The 18,224-nt window shown below is 67.0% G+C and carries 12 protein-coding genes, 1 tRNA gene and 1 pseudogene; 5 read left to right on the top strand and 9 right to left on the bottom strand.

The features are described 5' to 3' along the window. Positions 1–107 precede the first annotated feature (107 nt). The 3 genes from purK to BBSC_RS03655 all read right to left on the bottom strand — a co-directional run bounded on the left by purK (position 108) and on the right by BBSC_RS03655 (position 2,882). On the bottom strand, positions 108–1,265 hold the full coding sequence (gene purK, locus BBSC_RS03665) for a 5-(carboxyamino)imidazole ribonucleotide synthase (protein WP_033518254.1): 1,158 nt from the start codon (positions 1,263–1,265) through the stop codon (positions 108–110). Continuing rightward, positions 1,249–1,746: a 5-(carboxyamino)imidazole ribonucleotide mutase gene (purE, locus tag BBSC_RS03660; RefSeq protein ID WP_033518255.1), complete on the bottom strand. Its 498-nt coding sequence runs from the start codon at positions 1,744–1,746 to the stop codon at positions 1,249–1,251. The genes purK and purE overlap by 17 nt, the downstream gene beginning before the upstream one ends. A gap of 146 nt (positions 1,747–1,892) precedes the next feature. After that, entirely contained in the window at positions 1,893–2,882 is a 990-nt protein-coding gene (locus BBSC_RS03655) for a zinc-binding dehydrogenase (RefSeq protein ID WP_033518257.1), read from the bottom strand. Positions 2,883–3,135: 253 nt separating this feature from the next. Between BBSC_RS03655 and BBSC_RS03650 the strand changes: the two genes are divergently transcribed. Next, entirely contained in the window at positions 3,136–5,091 is a 1,956-nt protein-coding gene (locus tag BBSC_RS03650) for a 1-deoxy-D-xylulose-5-phosphate synthase (protein ID WP_033518258.1), read from the top strand. A gap of 382 nt (positions 5,092–5,473) precedes the next feature. Here the strand turns inward: BBSC_RS03650 and BBSC_RS03645 are convergent, their stop codons facing one another. The 3 genes from BBSC_RS03645 to BBSC_RS03635 all read right to left on the bottom strand — a co-directional run bounded on the left by BBSC_RS03645 (position 5,474) and on the right by BBSC_RS03635 (position 9,260). Continuing rightward, the gene (locus BBSC_RS03645) at positions 5,474–7,003 is read right to left on the bottom strand and encodes an ABC transporter permease (RefSeq protein ID WP_033518260.1); all 1,530 of its coding nucleotides are present in this window, start codon (positions 7,001–7,003) and stop codon (positions 5,474–5,476) included. A gap of 8 nt (positions 7,004–7,011) precedes the next feature. Then, a complete protein-coding gene (locus tag BBSC_RS03640) occupies positions 7,012–8,376 on the bottom strand; it encodes a COG1361 S-layer family protein (protein WP_046726089.1) in 1,365 nt (454 codons plus the stop codon). A gap of 161 nt (positions 8,377–8,537) precedes the next feature. Then, positions 8,538–9,260, bottom strand: a complete 723-nt coding sequence (locus BBSC_RS03635; protein WP_144414514.1) for an ABC transporter ATP-binding protein — start codon at positions 9,258–9,260, stop codon at positions 8,538–8,540. Positions 9,261–9,566: 306 nt separating this feature from the next. Here BBSC_RS03635 and BBSC_RS03630 point away from each other — a divergent pair, with 306 nt between their 5' ends. Then, entirely contained in the window at positions 9,567–9,887 is a 321-nt protein-coding gene (locus BBSC_RS03630) for a zinc-ribbon domain-containing protein (RefSeq protein ID WP_051923259.1), read from the top strand. A gap of 276 nt (positions 9,888–10,163) precedes the next feature. Here BBSC_RS03630 and BBSC_RS03625 read toward each other — a convergent pair. Continuing rightward, a tRNA-Arg gene (locus tag BBSC_RS03625) sits at positions 10,164–10,237 on the bottom strand. Between the two features lie 408 nt (positions 10,238–10,645). On the opposite strand from BBSC_RS03625, the gene BBSC_RS03620 reads away from it, so the two are divergent. The 3 genes and pseudogenes from BBSC_RS03620 to BBSC_RS03610 form a co-directional block, all read left to right on the top strand. Continuing rightward, on the top strand, positions 10,646–11,650 hold the full coding sequence (locus tag BBSC_RS03620; protein ID WP_033518262.1) for a DsbA family protein: 1,005 nt from the start codon (positions 10,646–10,648) through the stop codon (positions 11,648–11,650). 97 nt (positions 11,651–11,747) lie between these two features. Continuing rightward, positions 11,748–12,518 carry a GNAT family N-acetyltransferase gene (locus BBSC_RS03615; RefSeq protein ID WP_051923260.1) on the top strand — a complete coding sequence of 257 codons (771 nt, stop codon included), beginning with the start codon at positions 11,748–11,750 and terminating at the stop codon, positions 12,516–12,518. Between the two features lie 137 nt (positions 12,519–12,655). Then, positions 12,656–14,179 (top strand): annotated as a pseudogene (locus tag BBSC_RS03610) (aldehyde dehydrogenase family protein); the annotation flags it as partial. Positions 14,180–14,300: 121 nt separating this feature from the next. On the opposite strand, the gene BBSC_RS03605 reads toward BBSC_RS03610, so the two are convergent. Both BBSC_RS03605 and BBSC_RS03600 read right to left on the bottom strand, forming a co-directional pair. After that, positions 14,301–15,497: an SLC13 family permease gene (locus tag BBSC_RS03605; RefSeq protein ID WP_033518264.1), complete on the bottom strand. Its 1,197-nt coding sequence runs from the start codon at positions 15,495–15,497 to the stop codon at positions 14,301–14,303. 229 nt (positions 15,498–15,726) lie between these two features. Beyond that, the gene (locus BBSC_RS03600) at positions 15,727–18,117 is read right to left on the bottom strand and encodes an alpha-L-arabinofuranosidase C-terminal domain-containing protein (protein ID WP_081893047.1); all 2,391 of its coding nucleotides are present in this window, start codon (positions 18,115–18,117) and stop codon (positions 15,727–15,729) included. Between the last annotated feature and the right edge of the window lie 107 nt (positions 18,118–18,224).

Genomic DNA, 18,224 nt, shown 5'->3' with positions numbered 1-18,224 from the left:
AAAAAAGCAATCGCCCCGCTCGATCGACGGGGCGACAGGAACGGCGAGCCATGCCGCTGCCGGCCGGGCAGGGCATCGAGGCCCCGGCCGGCCGGAGACGACGGCCGCTACTTGAGGTCGTCCCAGCAGCCGGTGGACTCCAGCGCCTTGACGGTGGCGGCCGTATCGTCGGTGAGCACGGTGATGTGGCCCATCTTGCGGTCGTGCTTGACCGCGGCCTTGCCGTAGTCGTGCACGTTCCATTCGGGATGCTCCCCGATCAGCGCTCGAGTCGGCGCGACGTGCTGGCCGAGCACGTTGACCATCACGGCCGGGCTCAGCAGCTTCGGCTGCGGGATCGGCCACCCGGCGATGCCGCGGATGTGCGCGTCGAACTGGTCGATCGAGCACGCCTCGATCGTGTAGTGGCCCGAGTTGTGCGGGCGCGGCGCCAGCTCGTTGACGATCACGCGGTCGTCCTTGGTGACGAACAGCTCGATGGCGAGCGTGCCGGCCAGCTCGAAGCCGCCGGCCAGCGTCCTGGCCAGCTCGTGCGCACGCGCTTCGACCGATGCCGGCACGTCGGCCGGCGCGATCGTCAGGTGCAGGATGTTGTTGCGGTGGATGTTGTGCACGATCGGGAACGTCACATAGTGCTCGCCGTCGCCGGACACCAGGATCGACGCCTCGAAGGCGAAATCGACGAATCCCTCGAGGATCGCCGGCGGGAAGTCGTCATCCGGCCAGACCCGCGCCAGGTCATCCTCGCCGTGCAGCACGATCTGGCCGTGACCGTCGTAGCCGCCCTCGCAGGTCTTGAGCACGGCCGGGTACCCCAGTTCGCCGAGCGCGGCGACCAGATCGGCCCGGCTGTTCACCGCGCGCCACGGCGCGGTCTCGATGCCGTGGCGGTTGATGAAGGTCTTCTCGGCGATGCGGTTCTGCGTCACGCGCAGCAGGTCGGTGCCCTGCGGCACGGCGACCTCGCCGCGCACCTCGTCCAGCGCGTCGGCGTCCACGTTCTCGAACTCATAGGTGAGCACGTCGGACTTCTCGGCCAGCTCGCGGATCGCGGCCTTGTCGTCGTAGTCGGCGACGATCTGGAAGTCGCCGACCTGCGCCGTCGGGCAGTCCGGGGTCGGGTCGAGCACGCCGATGCGGAATCCCATGTATTTCGCGCTCAGCGCCATCATGCGGCCGAGCTGGCCGCCGCCGACGATGCCGATGGTCGAGCCGGGCATCAGGCGCGAGACCGCGCCGTGCGTTTCCTCAGACAAGCTGGGCATTGGATTCGGCCACCTTTTCCTTCAGTCCGTCGCGGTACTCCTGCAGCGCATCCGCCAGCCGCCCGTCGTTGGTCGACAGGATGCTGATCGCGAGCAGGCCGGCGTTGGTCGCGCCCGAGTTGCCGACCGCGGTGGTGGCGACCGGGATGCCGCCGGGCATCTGCACGATCGACAGCAGCGAATCCCAGCCGGACAGCGCATGTGAGCGCACCGGCACGCCGATCACGGGCAGCGTGGTCTGCGCGGCGACCATGCCGGGCAGGTGGGCCGCGCCGCCGGCGCCGGCGATGATGACCTTCAGGCCGTTGGCGCGCGCGTCGTGCGCGAACTCGGCCATGAGTTCGGGGGTGCGGTGCGCGGAAATCACCCGCTTGATGTAGGGGACCCCGAACTGGTCGAGCATGTCGCACGCATGCTTCATGGTCTCCCAGTCGCTTGCCGATCCCATGATCACGGCCACTTCGGGCTTGCTGTCTGCCATACGAACCTCCGTCGCGGAATTGTCACCAATACCGTTCCAACTGTACGCACTGCGGCCTACAGAAAGGCGCCGCGCCGGGCAGCGCCGTACGCCGCGGGGACCCGCCCGACCGCGCCGGCCCGGTCACGCCGCCGGCGCGCGGCTGGTCACACGCGCATCACCACCTTGCCGAACACGTCGCCGGAGAGCACCTTGCCGAAGGCGGCGGGGGCGTCGGCGAGCGCGTACGTCGCATCGATCACCGGATGCAGGTCGGCGTGCTCCACGAATCGCAGCATGCGTGCGAAATCCTCGCGCGAGCCCATCGTGTTGCCCTGCACGCGGATGTCCTGGAAGAAGATGCGGGTCAGTTCGGCGCCGGGCTGGTCGCCGGTCGTGGCGCCGCAGATCGCGATCGTGCCGCCCGGGCGCACCGACTTGACCGAATGGCCCCATGTGGCCGCGCCGACCGACTCGATCACCGCGTCGACCTTGCGCGGCAGCCGCGCGCCGGCCTCGAACGCGGCGTCCGCGCCGAGCGCCAGCGCCTTGCCGCGCTTGGCTTCGGAGCGCGAGGTGACGAACACCTCGAGGCCGGCCGCATGCGCGAGCTGGATCGCCGCGGTCGACACGCCGCCGCCGGCGCCCTGCACGAGGATCGTGTCGCCCGGCTTGACGTTCGCGGACGTGAACAGCAGCGAATACGCGGTGATCCAGCTGGTGCCGAGCGCGGCCGCCTCGTCGAGGGTCAGGTTGGCGGGCTTGGCGAACACGTTCGCGCTCGGCACCTGCGTTTTCTCGGCCATCGTGCCCGCGTATTTCTCGGACAGGATCGTGCGGCGCTCGCCCGGCATCACGCCGGCGCCGTCCGTGCCGACGAAGGTGTAAAGCACGACCTCGCTGCCGGCCTTGAGCCCCTTGCGCACGGGGATGTCCTCGTCGAGCGTGCCGGCCGCGTCGGTGCCGAGGACCATCGGCGCCTGCTCGGCGGACAGGCCGACCCCCTTGAGACTCCAGATATCGTGGTGGTTGACGGTCGTGGCCTTGACGGACACGGTCGACCAGAACGGGCGCGCCTGCGGCTCGGGCAGATCGCCCACCTCAAGCACGGCGAGCGGATTGTCGTAGTCGGTTCCTGCGGCGTATACGGCTTTCATCGGCACTCCTTTGTTCCTGTGTTCCCCGCGGCGGGGGCGGGGCCGCCGTCCGTTGCGGCTGTTCGCGGCGCGCGGCGGATCGTCCGCTATCCATTCAACCACGTTCCGCGGTATTCCGCCGCGGACCGCCGCGGACCGTGCCGGAGCTCGCCGGCGTATACGGAGATGTTGGGGGTATTCGAGCCGATGCGTGCCGCTCGGGATGCGGTTGGGTTAGGATGTCGCATTTGGAACAGCGAGAAAGGACATGCGTATGCGCGACAGCATCCTGGGTACGATTCACGGCCCTGCCGACGTCCATGCCCTCGATGCCGACGCATTGCCCGGGCTCTGCTCGGAAATCCGGCGCACGCTGATCGCGTTCGGCAGGGAGCACGGCGGGCACATCGGGTCGAATCTCGGCCTGGTCGAGGCCACGGTGGCGCTGCACCGCGTGTTCGATTCGCCGCACGACCGCATCGTATTCGACGTGTCCCATCAGAGCTACGTGCACAAGATGCTTACCGGGCGGGCCTCGGCCTACCTCGATCCCGCGCTGCACGATTCGGTCACCGGGTTCACCAACCCCGAGGAAAGCGAGCACGACCAGTTCGTGCTCGGGCATACCGGCACGTCCATTTCGCTCGCCTGCGGCCTGGCCAAGGCGCGCGACATGGCCGGCGGGCACAGCAACGTGATCGCGGTGATCGGCGACGGATCGCTCAGCTCCGCCATCGCGTTCGAGGGGCTGAACAACGCCGCCGAACAGGGCGGCAACCTGATCATCGTCTTCAACGACAACGAGATGTCGATCGCCGAGGATTTCGGCGGCATGTACGGCCCGCTGGCCCGGCTGCGCGCGTCGGGCGGCACGTCGGAGCCGAATATCTTCAGGGCGTTCGGGCTGGACTACCGCTATGTGGAGCGGGGCAACGACGTCGCGGCGCTGGTGCGCGCGTTCCGCAAGGTGAAGGACATCGACCACCCGGTCGTCGTGCACATCCACACGGTGAAGGGCCTTGGACTGCCGGAGACGGCGTCGGACGAGGCAGCGGAACCGCAGACGCTGACCTCCGGCCGCTGCGAGGCGAACCACTGGCAGAATCCGGATTCCGCGGCCGGCCAGCCCGCCGGCGCGCGCAAGCATTACGGGCAACTGGCCATGGCCGCGTTGGAGCCACGATTCGCCCAAGAGCCGGGACTGGTGGTCATCTCCCCCGCGACCCCGGGGTCGAACGGCATCACCAGGGCGTTCCGCGAGCGCGCCGGCCGGCACTATGTAGATACCGGCATCACCGAGGAGCACGCGGTGGCGTTCGCCTCGGGCATCGCCCGGGCCGGCGGGCGGCCGGTGCTGGCCACCTCGGCCACGTTCTTCCAGCGCACCTTCGACCAGCTGCAGCAGGAGCTGGCGCTGAACGGCACCCCGGCGACGCTGCTCGATTTCGGGGGCGGCCTGTCCGGCGCCGACAACACCCATTCCGGCGCATTCGACATCGCCATGTTCGGCAATATTCCGACGCTGACCTGCCTTGCGCCGACCAGCGGGCAGGCGTTTCTCGACATGCTGGCGTGGTCGACCGGCGCCGGCAACACCGGGCCCGTCGTCATCCGCGTGCCCGGCGACACGATTCTCGCCGCGGAACGGGAGGCCGCTCGCATCCGCGAAGGCCGCGATGGCGGCAGCGGCGCGAGCGGAGCCAATGCTGGCGGAACCGATGTTGTCCGAGCCGAAGCTGCCGATGCCGCGCAGCATCAACAACACGGCAATGCCATGCCCTGGAGCGCCTATCGCATCGCGCGGCGAGGCGCCCGGGTCGCGATTCTGGCGTTGGGCAACGCCTACCCGTTGGGATGCGCCGTCGCCGATGCCTTGGCCGGTGACGCCGCGGACCCCATCGTTGCCACGCTGATCGATCCTCAGCAATTCTCCACGCTGGACGAGGAGACCTTGTTGGGGCTGCATACCGATCATCAGGTCGTCGTCACGCTGGAGGACGGGCAGCTCGAAGGCGGCTGGGGCGAGAAGATCGCCGCGTTCTACGCGCGGGCCGATGCGGTTCATGCCGGTGACGAATCGGCCGCCGGTCCGGAACCAATGCGCGTGCTGAATTTCGGCGCGGCGAAGGAATTCACCGATCGGGTGCCCTTGGCGGAACTCGACGAACGCTACGGCCTGACCCGCGACGCCGTGGTCGGCCGCATCCGCAGCGCCTTGGCGGCTCTCTAGCGCCCGCCGTTTCCGGAGCGGTCGTCCCGTCGCGCCGGTTGCGGCATGATCCCGCCGGCGGGGCGTGCGCCACTCTCATATTTATAGTGCGGACCACCAGCATCCAGCGTCCGACCTGTTCGACCGAGCCGCGCAGGCAAAGCAGCTCCACCGTCTTATTCTTCTCGGAGCGTAATGCATTGCCGTGTCTATCAACCCGCGCACCGACAACTCGGGGGTTTGAGACACAGTTATGTCTCAAACCCCCGAGTTGTCGGTGCGCGAATCACGAGACCCTCATTCAGAGCGGTATCGGCACCCCAACAATGCAACATGCATCATCATTCTGTCGCATTATCAGCCCCGTTCGACGGCATACCGCTACCAGCGCCCATGCACTCCGCTACTGCTCGTTCTTGATGGCGTCGAGCGCGGGGATCTTGACCGCCTTGTTGGCCGGGCCGAAGCCCGCTATCAGGCCGACGGCCATCGAGAAGAGGATCGCCGCGACGAACAGCCACCACGGAATGACCGAAATGCGCGCCACGTTTTCGCCCCCGACGATCGCCATCCATATCCTCTCGCCGAGGCCGGCGCCGGCGCCAACCGCACCGGCCCCTCCTCCCCCGCCCATCGAGACGAGGTTGATGATCAGCGACACCAGCGCGGAAATCACGCATCCGATCAGACCGCCGATCAGGCCGATCGCCGAGGCCTCGCCGAGGAACATCACGCGGATGTCGCGCACATAGCAGCCGAGCGCCTTCATGATGCCGATCTCGCGCGTGCGCTCGGTCACGGACATCACCATCGTGTTCGCGATGCCGATCGCCGCCACCAGGAACGACACCGCGCCGATGCCGCCGAGCGCCAGCTGGATGCCCTGCGACTGCTCCTGCAGGCTCTTGCGCATCTCCTCCGAGGACGAGGTGCCGAAGCCCATGTCCTTGATCTGCTGCTCGACGTCCGCGACCTGCGACAGATCGGCGACCTTGACCAGCGCCTGGTCGTAGTTCGAGGCCTTCTTCGCCGCGGCCTTGTCGACCTTGGCGATGATGCCCTTGAGCTGGCCGATATCCATCATGATGCCGTTCGACGTGGCCTCGCCCTTGCTGTAATCCTCCTTGAGGATACCGGTCGTCTTGAGCTTGAACGTGTTCGTCGGCGTCGCCGAGCCGGAGGCTCCCCCGGCCGCACCGGCTATGCCGGCCATGCCGCCCGAGCCGGACATGGAGCCGCCCGAGCCGTCCCCCGCATCGACGGTCATGACGATTTCGGTGTTCATCGGGTCGAAGAACGGGCCTTCCACGTCGCCGGCGGCGACCTGTTCGCATCCGTTATCGTTGCACACCATCATGGTGCCGTTGCCGACGTCGAACGGCTGTTGGCGGATGTTCTGGCCCTCCGGCCGGTATTTGTCGGCGAAGGAGTAGGCGAAGTTCTGTCCGGCGAGCACCTCGCCCTTCCTGGCCGGAGCGGCGCCGGCCGTCAGCTTGTAGCCCATGTTGTCGAGCTGGCCCATGTCGATGGCCTGGATCACGCCGTAATCCGCGTAGTACCTGCCATTGGACGCGGTGAACCTGACGGAGTAGTTCATGTACATCTGACCGGTCGCCCCGGATACGCCGGGAATCCGCCGCATGTTCTCGATGGCCGAATCATCGAGCTTCGCGGCGCCCGATCCGGCGCGCGACGAGCCCGATGACGAGCCGGATCCCATGCCGCCGGAGCCTTGTCTGTACACGTTGATGATGGTCAGATCGCTCATCGACTGGAGCGTCCTCTCGTTCTGCTCGTTGATGCCGGCGCCGAGCGACACCATGATCACGATCGAGCAGCATCCGACGATCACGCCAAGCACGGTCAGTATCGTGCGTGATTTTCGCCGGAACAGGTTCTGGCTGCACATATGCAGGATGTCGGTGAATTTCATGGCATCCCTCAGCTGGCGGAAGGCGCGGCGGCCGGCCCGGATGCGGGCCCGTCGCCGGCGACCGGCCGATCGGCGATGATCTGGGTCGGCGCGCCGTCGGCCTGCGCCGCGGGGCCGGCGGCGTTATCCGCGCCGGCGGCACCGGACGCGGCGCCGGATACGGAACCGCTCTCCCAGTCATCCCATTCCTCGTCGATGCCGCCGTGCTTGCCCTTGGCCTTCTTGCGCCGGCGGACCAGTACGATCGCCATCACGATGACGACGACGATCGCAGCGACGATCGCGACCCACCCCCACAGCGGGAACCCGGCCTGCTGCGAGGCGGACGGGTCGTCATAGGGCAGCCCAGTGTCGGGGTCGATGTTGCTGTGGTCCATCGGTGCCGGCTCCTGTGCGCTGATCGTGATCGGGAATTCCTTGGTCTGCGTCTTGCCGTCCGAGTCCTCGTAGGTGACGCGCAGCTTGGCGCTGATGTCGCCGGCCGTGGTCGGGGTGAACGCGAAGCCGATCGACCCGTTCGCGCCGGACGCCACATTGCCGACGTACTGGGTCTTGACGCTGCTTTCGATGCCCTCACCCTCGATGGTCGCCTCGACGTTGGAGATGTCGCCCTTGCCCTTGTTCACGTAGTCCATCGTGATCGTGTTCTCCTCGCCCGCGTTCACGTGCTCCGGCAGCACCGGGTCGGTGAGCTGGAAACGGTCGGGCTGCGAGACCGGCACCGAGATCTTGATGTCGGAGGAGCTCGCCGAGCGCACGCCGCCGTCCACATACTCGTACTTGAAGCCGACGGTCACGCCCTGGGCGCCGCTTTTCGCGCTGGAAAGCGCCTGCATCGGCAGGCTCTGCGTCATCGCCCACCCGGCGTACAGCGTGTCGAAGTAGAAGGTGTTGGTGCCGCCCGCGATCGCGAAGCTCTCGCCGCCGTCGACGGTGACGACGAGATTGTCGATGGCGACCTTGCCCATGTTCTGGAAGGTGAACGACAGGTTGAAGTCGCTGCCGACCGACACCGAATTGTCGCCATAGGAGAAGTTGGTGATGATGATGTTGGGCACCGGGCCGGCGATCTGGGTGGCGCCCCCGTTGGCGCCGTCCGCGCCCGCCCCGCTGCCGCCCGAGGCGCCGCCGCCCGCACCGCCGTCGACGGTCTTCACGACCGTGCCGGACGTGGCGCTTCCGGCATCGCCGGAGGTGCCGTCGGCCACGCCGGCGCCCTGCGCGGTCTGTACGCTCTGAGCGGTTTTCGCCGCGGCGTCGCCTTCGGCGGTGGCGTAGGCGGCCGGCGTCAGACCCGCCATCGCCGTGCATGCCAGCACGGCGACGATCGCCTTCAGCAGTTTCGCCGTGGTCCGTTGCGTTGCATTTCCCATGAGTCCCTCCGGTCTCCCAGATTGTCGACGCCGAATGTCGGCGATGAGTCTTCCTTGATTGTTGTTCCGTTGCGTGGGTGTTGTGTTGCGTTGCGTTGCGTGCGATGGAGACGAGGCGGCCCTCCATGCGCCCCGGCTGACCGGCGGAGCGGCGCCACCGGTCAGCCGCGCGCGCCGTCCTGGCCGGCGGACCTGCCGCGATGCCGGTCGGCCGGCTCGTCGGCGATGACGCGACCGTCGAGCAGCGTGACGATGCGATCCGCGTACTGCGCCATATTGTCGTCGTGCGTGACCAGCACGATGGTCTGGTTGAAGTCCCGCGCGAACGAGCAGATCATCTCCATCACATCGACTTTGGTGCGCGAATCGAGATTGCCGGTCGGCTCGTCGGCGAACACGACCTCCGGCCGTGCGACGAACGCGCGCGCGATGCCGACGCGCTGCTGTTGGCCGCCGGACATCTGCGTGGGGTAATGCGTCAGGCGCTTGCCGAGCCCGACCCGCTTGAGGATGCCGCGGGCCATCGCCTCGCGCTTGGCCTTGGGCATACCGCGGAACATGAGCGGCATGGCCACATTCTCGACGGCGTTGAGGTTCGGCATCAGATTGTAGGACTGGAACACGAAGCCGAGATGGCGCTGCCGGAACGCGGCCAGTTCCCGCTCGTCCAGATCGGAGACGACCACGCCGCCGATGCGCACGCCGCCGCGCGTGGGCTTTTCCATGCCGGCGAGCTGGTTGAGCAGGGTGGACTTGCCGGAGCCGGATTCGCCGTAGATGCAGCAGATCTGCCCGCGCGGGATGCTCAGGTTGATGCGTTCGAGCGCCACCACGGTCTCGTCCGCGACCGGATACTCCTTGCGCAGGTTCCTCACTTCGATCATCGGGCGCGCGCCGGCTGCCGCCGGGGCGCCGCCCGGACGGCTCTCGGTGCGCAAATCCCCCGTGCGCGCCGTCGACGCGGCCGCTCTCGCGACGGCGCGGTCCTGTTTGGCTGTTGTCTCCATTGATAGAGCCCCTTCTTAGACACTATTGCGTCAAGTGTATAACCCAAACCCTTTCCCGTACAGTTTCCGTCAACAGATGCAGGACGCGCCATCCGCCCTCGGTATGATTCGCCGGGGGGAATTCGATATCATGGAAGCGTGGCGCCTGCGTGGCAGCGGGGCCGCTTCGACAAAGGAGTCGCAATGAAACGATGCCGTCAATGCTCGGCTTCCATGCCCGACGATGTCCGATTCTGCATGGCCTGCGGCAGCGCCATGCGCGCCAAGCCCGTGTCGTTGATCGGCGGCGGATTGCTCGCCTCGCTGGCCAACGGGTTCTCGCTGGCCCCGTTGGTGACGATGGGCGTCGAAAACGGCGCCGGCACCGACCCGCAGACCATCCGCAAGGCCACATCCGCGCATATCCGCCCGTTGCCTGACGGCACCTGGTACTGCCCGGACTGCGGAACGCTCAATCCGAGGTTCGCCTCGTTCTGTTCCGGTTGCGCGCGCGACGCGCTGTGACGGAGCCAAGCGCGGCGGCGGTCCGTATCGACCACCCTCAGTCTCGCTTCGCGAGCCAGCTCCCGCCAGCGGGAGCATGTCCGATTCCGGCGTGACAAAACCGCGATTGTTCAATACTCCATGAGAACGTCCTATGCCGTCTTCCGACCCGCCACTTGAATGAGGCGGTGAGCAACCGCGCTCATGATGGCCCCATGTTGGCCCATGTTGGCCCAGAACAGACCGGCGAGGAACAGTAAACCCCTTGGAACGCCTTGATTCCAAGGGGTTCCGTCGTGACCCCGGACGGGCTCGAACCGTCGACCTTGAGATTAGAAGTCACATGCTCTATCCAGCTGAGCTACGGGGCCAAACGAGAACATACTGTAGCATCCGACGGGTACACCGCGCCATGGATCCGGCCATTGGCGCAAGGTCCGAGGACCGTGACAGCGAAAGATTCCTGCCAGTGCATGGCGGATCCTGCTCATTGAGAGTCCCGCATCGGGATGGTTCTTCCGGCACGCGGCCGGAAAGTCTCTTTGCGGCCCCGCAACAGGAGGTCCCCGCCACGGGCTGACAGAAACCTCTCGCTGAGACACTGCCAGTCGAGCCTATTCCGCCAGGAAATGGCGCGACGCGCTCACCCGGCCGGCATCCGGCTGACGTCCGGCCGGCATCCGGCGAGCGCCCGGCCGGCATCCGGCCCCGCGCCGGCCCGGTATCCCGCGCTTCATATAATCATGGAGGAACGAACACACGATGCAAGGACATGACTCATGACAGGCAACAGCAACAACGCCGGCAAACGGAGGCTGCGCGCCGAACGCCGCGCGGCCGAGGCGGCCGCCGCGAAGGCCAAGGCGGAGCAGGAAGCCAAGGAACGCCGGCAGCAGACGATCATCGGCGCGATCGCGACCTGCATCATCCTCATTCTCATCGCGATCGGCGCATTCGCCATCTACCATGCAACCAGCCAGAACGGCGGGGCAGCCAAGGCCACGGGAAGCGACCAGCAGAGCCAGCAGGCCACCGACACCCAATCGCTCAGCGAGGCGAAAAACGCATTGGCGGCCGTCTCGACCAAACCGGCCCGTGCCGACGACCAGGCCGGCATACTCATCTCGAAGGACGGGTACGGCAAGAAAGCCAGCGGGGCGCCGACCGTCGCCTTCTATATGGAGCCGCTGTGCCCCGGCTGCGCGTCCGTGCATCGCACGCTCGACGGCACGCTGGAATCGATGATCGACGCCGGCCAGCTCAATCTCGAGCTGCATTTCATGACCTTCCAGGATTCCAAGAGCACGGATGAGTATTCGACCCGCGCATTCAACGGCGCGCTGGTCATCGCCGAGAACGACGACGATCCGCAGCATCTGCTCAAGTACCTGTCGAACATCTACGCCGAGGACTTCCAGCCCGGCGAGCTCGACAACTACGAGTCCGTCAGCGACGATCAGCTCAAGCGGCAGGCCCTCGACGCCGGCGTGAGCCAGGAGGTCGCCGACAAGGCGTTCGACGGCAGCACGCCCTATGCCAAGTGGCTCAAGGCCGCCGACGACTACACGATCCTGCGCACCGAGCTGTACGGAGACAACGGCGGATTCTCCTCGCCGACGCTGACGATCAACGGCGCGTATTGGAGCACGCAGGAACCGTCCAAGGCCGGCGTGGAGTTCAAGGCCGGATTCCTGCAGGCCATCGGGCTCAGTGCCGATCAGGTCGGCCAGGCTGGCGCGATGCCATCGATCGGAGCCGACGGCAAGCCGCTCGATCTGGGCTGATCCGCAAGACGCCAGCCGCAGCGCGCGTCGCCGGCGCGGATACCCGTCCGCCTCACGCGCCGAGCGTATCCTCGCCGGGTGTGCTATACCTTGGTCCATGACCGAAACCACCGGCACCGAGCCGACCAAACCGACCGAAACGACCAACGTGACCGAAACGACGGCGCCGGGCGCGGTCGAGCTGCGCACGCCACGCCTGATCCTGCGCCATTGGCGCGCGAACGACGAGGACGACATCGCCGCCAAATACGAGTATGGCCGCAACCCCAAGGTCGCCGAATCGTGCGGATGGCATCATTACGAATCGATCGAGGATTGCCGCGCATACCATCCCGTGCAGGTGAGCGACCCGGAAACCTTCGCGATCGTGCTCAGGGAAACCGGACGGCCGATCGGCTGCATCAGCTTCAAACCGGTCAGCGACGAGACGGAAGCCGTACTGGCGGACCGGCCCGTCGACGATTTCACGCACGAGCGCGAAATCGGCTATTGGCTGGGAGAGCCGTTCTGGGGCAAGGGCATCATGTCGGAGGCCGTGCGCGAAATGCTGCGCTATGGTTTCGAGGACCTGCATCTGACCCGCGTATGGGGCAAGCATTTCCTCAGCAACCGGCGCTCGCGCGCGACCATGGAACGATGCGGCCTCGTATACCACCACACCGAGTACGGCAACCGGTTCCCGCTGATCGGCGAGGTGTGCGACGAGGATGTGCTCGTGATCGACGCCGCCGGCTGGCGCAAGATCCACGAGCAGTCCACGGGCGCATACCGCGTGGCGGGCGAGCCGACGGGCACGCCGAACGGCGGCGTGGCGACCAGCGCGTTCTGGGGCGCCGATCCGAAGGTGGTCAAACGCCCGCAGTGCTGACGCGGTCTGCCGCCGCCAGCATTGCCACACTTCGGCGCTTCCTGTCGAGCGCGGGGAGCGGCCCGGATCCTTACAATGGCATCAGAGCAATGACACCAGAGCATGGCATCGGATGACCGTATTGCGAGGAGGCAGACATGACATCGACGGCGCTTCAGGATGACGCTCGCGGGGAATGCGAGGGACGCGGAGAACGCAGGGAGCAAGAGGCGCATGGAACCGCCGCGCCGGGCTCCCGCCAAGCATCCGCTTCTGCCCCCGATTCCGTTTCCTCCCCCACTCCCGCGCAGGTGGCCGGCGCGCTGCAGCGCGCATTCCGCCAAGGAGTGTCGAAGCCGCTCGCATGGCGCCGCTCCCAATTGGACGCGATGGCCCGCATGCTCAGGGACAACGCCGATGCGATCACGCAGGCCGTGCAGCGGGATTTCGGCAAACCGGCCTCGGAGACCATGCTGATGGAGATCGGACTGGTGCTCGACGAGATACGGTTCGTCCGCCCGCGCATCGCCGGATGGACGGCCCGCCGCTACAAGCCGATGCCATATCTCATGCAGCCGGCGGCCAGCTGGACGGTCGCCGAGCCGAAGGGTGTGGCGCTGATCATCTCGCCGTGGAACTACCCGGTGCTGCTGAGCCTGGAACCGATGGTCGATGCGATCGCCGCAGGCGATTGCATCTGCCTCAAACCGTCGGAGCTCTCCCCCGCCACCAGCCATATGCTGGCCGATCTGGTCGAACGGTATATGGACCGGCGCGCGATCCGCGTGGTGCAGGGCGGGCCTCGGGAGACCGGCGAGCTGCTGGCGCAGCCGTTCGATCACATCTTCTATACGGGCGGAGGGCGCGTCGGGCGAATCGTCATGGAAGCGGCGGCCAAGCGTCTGACGCCGGTCACGCTGGAGCTCGGCGGCAAATCGCCGGTGTTCGTGGACCGCACGGCGAATCTCGCCGTCGCGGCCGACCGCATCGCGTGGGGGCGTTTCATCAACGCCGGGCAGACCTGCGTGGCCCCGGACTACGTGCTGGCCACGCCGTATATCGCCGACCGCCTGGCGGAGCTCATCGCGGCTTCCGCGCGGCGGTTCTTCGGCGACGACCCGCAGCAGTCGCGCAGCTACGCGCGCATCATCAACGAGCGCCATGTCGACCGCCTCAAGGCGCTGATGCCCGACCCTGACGATCCCACGACCGGCCGGCTGGTCTGCGGCGGCACGGTGGACGAGGCCGACCGTTATGTCGCGCCGACCGTCATCACGCGCGTCTCCGCAGAAGCCCCGGTGATGCAGGAGGAGATCTTCGGCCCGATACTGCCGATTCTGGAAGTCGCGGATGCCACCGAAGCCGTGGATTTCATCAATCGCCGCCCTCGCCCGCTGGCCGCCTACGCCTTCACGCGCAGCCGCGCCACACGGCGGCTGTTCGAACGGGAGACCAGCTCGGGTGCACTCGGCTTCAACCTGCCGCTCGGCCATCTGATTTCCAGTCGGCTGCCATTCGGCGGCGTCGGCGCTTCCGGCATAGGCTCCTATCACGGCAAGGCCGGTTTCCTCGAGTTCAGCCATGTCAAGACCGTGGTGCGCAAGCCCGCGTTTCCGGATACGCTGCGGCTCGCCTACCCGCCGTATTCCGGCCTGAGAAAAGTCCTGCTGGAGACCCTGTCCGGCGGCCGGCACGGCGATCGCGACGGTTCCGACCACGCTCCCGGCAATCCATGCCGGCCTACAGCCGCTTATACGCTCACGGGCGACCGTAAGTCAGCACAGAACAGTCCAACCCCGCCCGCTACGGCTCGATGATCCACGAGAGCGTGAGCAGCACGGCCACGAACACGGCGTTGACGCCGGTGTAGACGGCCAAATATTTGCCCTTCTGGTGCGGGTACTTGCGGGTCACGTTCTTGTATCCGATCAGCGAGGCCATCGAGGCGATGAGCGTGCCCATGCCACCCACATTCGTGCCGATGATCAGCGGCCGCCACTGGTCGCAGAACCCGGACAGCAGCAGCGTGGTCGGCACGTTGCTGATGAGCTGGCTGGAGCCGACCGCCACCTCGAGCGGATGCGCGTCCACCAGCGACGCGGCGAGCCGGTAGAACTCCGGCACGCGCTTCATGTTGCCGATGAAGATGAAGAACATGGTGAAGGTGAGCGGCAGACCCCAGTCCACATGCTTGAACACCTTGCGATCGCAGAACAGGAACGCGGCGAACACGATCGCGCACATGAGCCACAGCGGGATGACGCCGTTCACCGCCAGCAGGCAGACGGCGAACAGCAGCGCGTAGACGACGGTGCGCCAGCCGCCGTAGCCCGCGCCGTAGCCGGTGATGCGGATCTCGTCGGGCTGGTGCTTGCCGCTTTCCGGCGCGAGCACGCCCTGCTCGATGCCGCTGCCGTCCAGCTCGTTGAACTCGGAGACCGGCTTCTTGCCGAACACCACGCAGCTGATGACGACGAGCATCACCGCGGCGAGCGCCGAATACGGCGCCATGATGCCGATCATCTCCGTGGCCGGCATGCCGGTGAGCGCCTTGAGGTACAGGTTGTGCGCGTTGCCGATCGGCGTGAGCATGCTGCCGACGTTCGCGCCGATGGTCATCAGCGTGCCGACCAGCACCGCGCGGTCCTCCATGTTCGCCATGATGAGCACGGAGATCGCGAAGGGGATGAAGGTGACGAGCGCCACGTCGTTGGTGATGAGCATCGCGGAAAAGTACGTGAGCGCGATCAGCGTGATCACAAGCCCGCGCGCGGTGCTGACCCGATGCAGCAGCCGCGAGCCGATGATGCGGAACACGCCGATGCGCTGGAACCCACAGACGACAAGCATCAGGCAGCACAGCTGGGAGATCGTGCTCATATGCACGTAGCTCTTGTAGTCGGCGTCCGGCGGCACGATGAGGCACGAGACCAGCGCGAGCACGGATGCGACGATCAGGATCGTCTCGCTTTTGAGCAGCTCGATCAGCCAGCGTCGCATCGGTTCCTCCGTGAATGTTCCAGCCAGTCCCTCGCTTTAATCCTAACCGGGAGGATGCCATACTACGTAGCTTCGGCGTGCTGTTTTCCGACCGTTCCGACGCCGAATCGCCGCCCAGCCTTACTGCGGATTAGGCTGGTTTTCCGACCATCCGCCGGAACCATCCGCCGCAGCTACCCGTTGCAGCCACCCGCCGGCGGCCAAGCACAAGACGCCGGAACGGCCGCCCCTACCCAAGCCGCACCAGGGTGATGCTGTACGGCTCGAGGGCGAGCGCGAACCGGGCCGGCCCGGCGGGCAGGCGCGACTCGCGGACCGTGCGCTGCAGCGCATCGTGCCCGGCTCCCTCATAGGGCAGCGTATTGCGCGCATGCGGATCCGCGTGCAGTGTCTCCACGCGCAGCGCATGGCCGGCCGGATGCAGCGGCACCCGGATCGGCTTCAGATCCGGCACATGCAAACCGTGCGCCGCCGCGATGCCGTCCGCAGCAGAACCCGCCGAGCCATCGCTCGCGCCCGTTCCGCCCATTCCGCCCGCAACGCCAGCAGCGGCAACCGCACGCCCCGCCTCCGCGGAACCGTCACCGCCCGCCAAGTCGCCGAACAGGGCGCCCTGCTGCGCCCCGGCGCCCAGCGCCTGCATCCCCGACGCGATGTCGAGCGTCACGTTGATCCGCTCGCCGCCCGTGTTGATGAGCTTGACGTAGCGGCGAGACCCGCCGTCCCCCGTGGCCGACACGAACAGGTCGTCCCGCGGCCCATCGATCCGGCACGAGTAGGCGAATCGCCCGACATTGGCCGAAAAGAGCCGCTCCGCCTCGTAGTTGACGCTGGGCATCACCCGCGACGGGCTGAACTCGATGAGGTTCTGCTCCCAGCCGTGGCCGGTCACATGCGAGAACAGCGGCGCGTACGACGTCATCGCCACGACGTCGGAGTTACGCTCGCAGCCGGTGAGGAACGCGGCCTCGCCGAGCGCCGAATGCCACTGGCTGGCATGCTCGTAGGTCTGCGGCTGCGCGGCGAAGTAGCCGTTGGCCGAATACTCCCCGAAGTACACGGCGGTGCCGTCGCGCCGGTAGTCGTCGAAGCGGCCGGCCTGCGCGATGAACCAGTCCGCGGAATGGTACGAATGCTCGTCCACCAGTATAGACGGCGCGCCGCCCTCGCGCCCGACGCCCGGCACCCGGCCGGCGGCGACCGCATGCGCGTGGCTCCACGAGCGGCGCATCGGCACCTTGAACGGGAACAGCCCGGCGCTCATCACGCACAGCATGTCGGGGTGGCATTCGTGGATGGCGCGGCAGATGCGGTCGAACTTCTCCACGTAGTCCGCCCCGTAGTTCTCGTTGCCCACGCCGATCATATCGAGCCCGAACGGCTCGGGATGGCCCATGTCACGCCGGATGGCCGCCCATCGGCTGGAGTCCGGATCACCGTTGGCGAATTCGATGAGGTCCAGATAGTCCTGCACCACCGTGCTGCGGAAGTACTCGCCGTCGACGGCGACGTGCTTCGGGTCGCGGTACGGCGACTGGCAGGTGATGCCGGCGAACAGCGTCGGCAGCGGCTTGGCGCCGAGGTCCTCGCACAGGCAGAAGTACTCGTAGAACCCGATCTGGTAGCTCTGCGAGTAGCTGGAGCCGTCAGGCGCCTTGAACGCCCACATGTTGTACTGCTGGCGCCGGGCCGGCAGCGCGCCGATCGTGTCCTTCCAGCGGTACTCGTTGCCCGGCGTGACGCCCTCGACGATGCACCCGCCCGGAAAGCGGAGGAACGCCGGCTTGAGCGCGGCCATGGACTCGACCAGATCGCGCCGCAGCCTGCCGAACCGCCATTTCGGATCGTCTTTGCCCCAGTAGTCGCCGTCCATCAGCGAGACGAGGTCCAGATCGAAGGTCGCGGCCCCGGCCGCCTCCACGTCGATGCGCAGCTTGCCGTACCCGGTGCGCTCGCCCGCCAGCGAGCGCTCGACGCGTATCCAGCCGTCGCTCAGGCTCTCGCCGGCAAAACGGTCGAGATCGAATCGGACCTCGTCGCTCAGCGGCCGGTCCTCGCCGTCCAGCACCCGCACGCGCAGCGCGACCGCGCCGGAGACGGGCCGCACGTATGCGCCGAACGCGTAGTCGTGCCCCTGAACGATCGACATCGCGCATGCGCCGGCGTTGTCGCCGCCGCCGTTGTACCCCAGATTCTCGATGAACGGGCCGTCCGCGGCCGGCGCGTCACCGCCCGCCGAACCGTCGGATTCCGGAGCCGAACCCCAGTCGGCCCCTCCATCGACCGTGACGCGCGCGTACCGGCTGTTGTCGTGCACCGGCGGCGCCGGGCAGTCGGTGTCGACGTATCCGCCGCGTTCGCCGCGCACCCGCGTGCCGCAGCTGACCGCGTCCACGCTGGAAAAACGCCAGAACCGCAGCGGATCGGCCTGCGTGCGCCAGCGCCGGGCCCCATGCAGCCGCAACCGGCTGTGGCTCAGATACACCCCGTCGAAGCTGTAGTTGTTCACCATGTTCGCGTTGAGCCCGCCATCCGCCCCATGGTTGATGTCCTCGAAGAAGACGCCATAGAGCCGGTCGCTGACCGGGTGCGTCGGCTCGTCCACCATTATCGTCGTCATGACTCCCATTATCGGCCATCATCGCCGCTATACCAAGGCCCCGGCGCACGAATTCCCCCTAACGGCGAGACCCCTCGTCCAAAAACTGTTCAACTCGAGTTCATCTG

It is taken from the genome of Bifidobacterium scardovii JCM 12489 = DSM 13734 (genome assembly GCF_001042635.1).
Lineage (GTDB): Bacteria > Actinomycetota > Actinomycetes > Actinomycetales > Bifidobacteriaceae > Bifidobacterium > Bifidobacterium scardovii.
The sequence above is the reverse complement of the archived record's forward strand: the minus strand, read 5'-3'. Positions and strand labels throughout refer to the sequence as shown.

Coding starts and splice junctions, on each gene's coding strand:
- BBSC_RS03630 (WP_051923259.1), top strand. CDS start 9,567: ATGAAACGATGCCGTCAATGCTCGGCTTCCATGCCCGACGATGTCCGA.
- BBSC_RS03640 (WP_046726089.1), bottom strand. CDS start 8,376: ATGGGAAATGCAACGCAACGGACCACGGCGAAACTGCTGAAGGCGATC.
- BBSC_RS03645 (WP_033518260.1), bottom strand. CDS start 7,003: ATGAAATTCACCGACATCCTGCATATGTGCAGCCAGAACCTGTTCCGG.
- BBSC_RS03600 (WP_081893047.1), bottom strand. CDS start 18,117: ATGACGACGATAATGGTGGACGAGCCGACGCACCCGGTCAGCGACCGG.
- BBSC_RS03605 (WP_033518264.1), bottom strand. CDS start 15,497: ATGCGACGCTGGCTGATCGAGCTGCTCAAAAGCGAGACGATCCTGATC.
- BBSC_RS03655 (WP_033518257.1), bottom strand. CDS start 2,882: ATGAAAGCCGTATACGCCGCAGGAACCGACTACGACAATCCGCTCGCC.
- BBSC_RS03615 (WP_051923260.1), top strand. CDS start 11,748: ATGACCGAAACCACCGGCACCGAGCCGACCAAACCGACCGAAACGACC.
- BBSC_RS03620 (WP_033518262.1), top strand. CDS start 10,646: ATGACAGGCAACAGCAACAACGCCGGCAAACGGAGGCTGCGCGCCGAA.
- purE (WP_033518255.1), bottom strand. CDS start 1,746: ATGGCAGACAGCAAGCCCGAAGTGGCCGTGATCATGGGATCGGCAAGC.
- BBSC_RS03635 (WP_144414514.1), bottom strand. CDS start 9,260: ATGATCGAAGTGAGGAACCTGCGCAAGGAGTATCCGGTCGCGGACGAG.
- purK (WP_033518254.1), bottom strand. CDS start 1,265: ATGCCCAGCTTGTCTGAGGAAACGCACGGCGCGGTCTCGCGCCTGATG.
- BBSC_RS03650 (WP_033518258.1), top strand. CDS start 3,136: ATGCGCGACAGCATCCTGGGTACGATTCACGGCCCTGCCGACGTCCAT.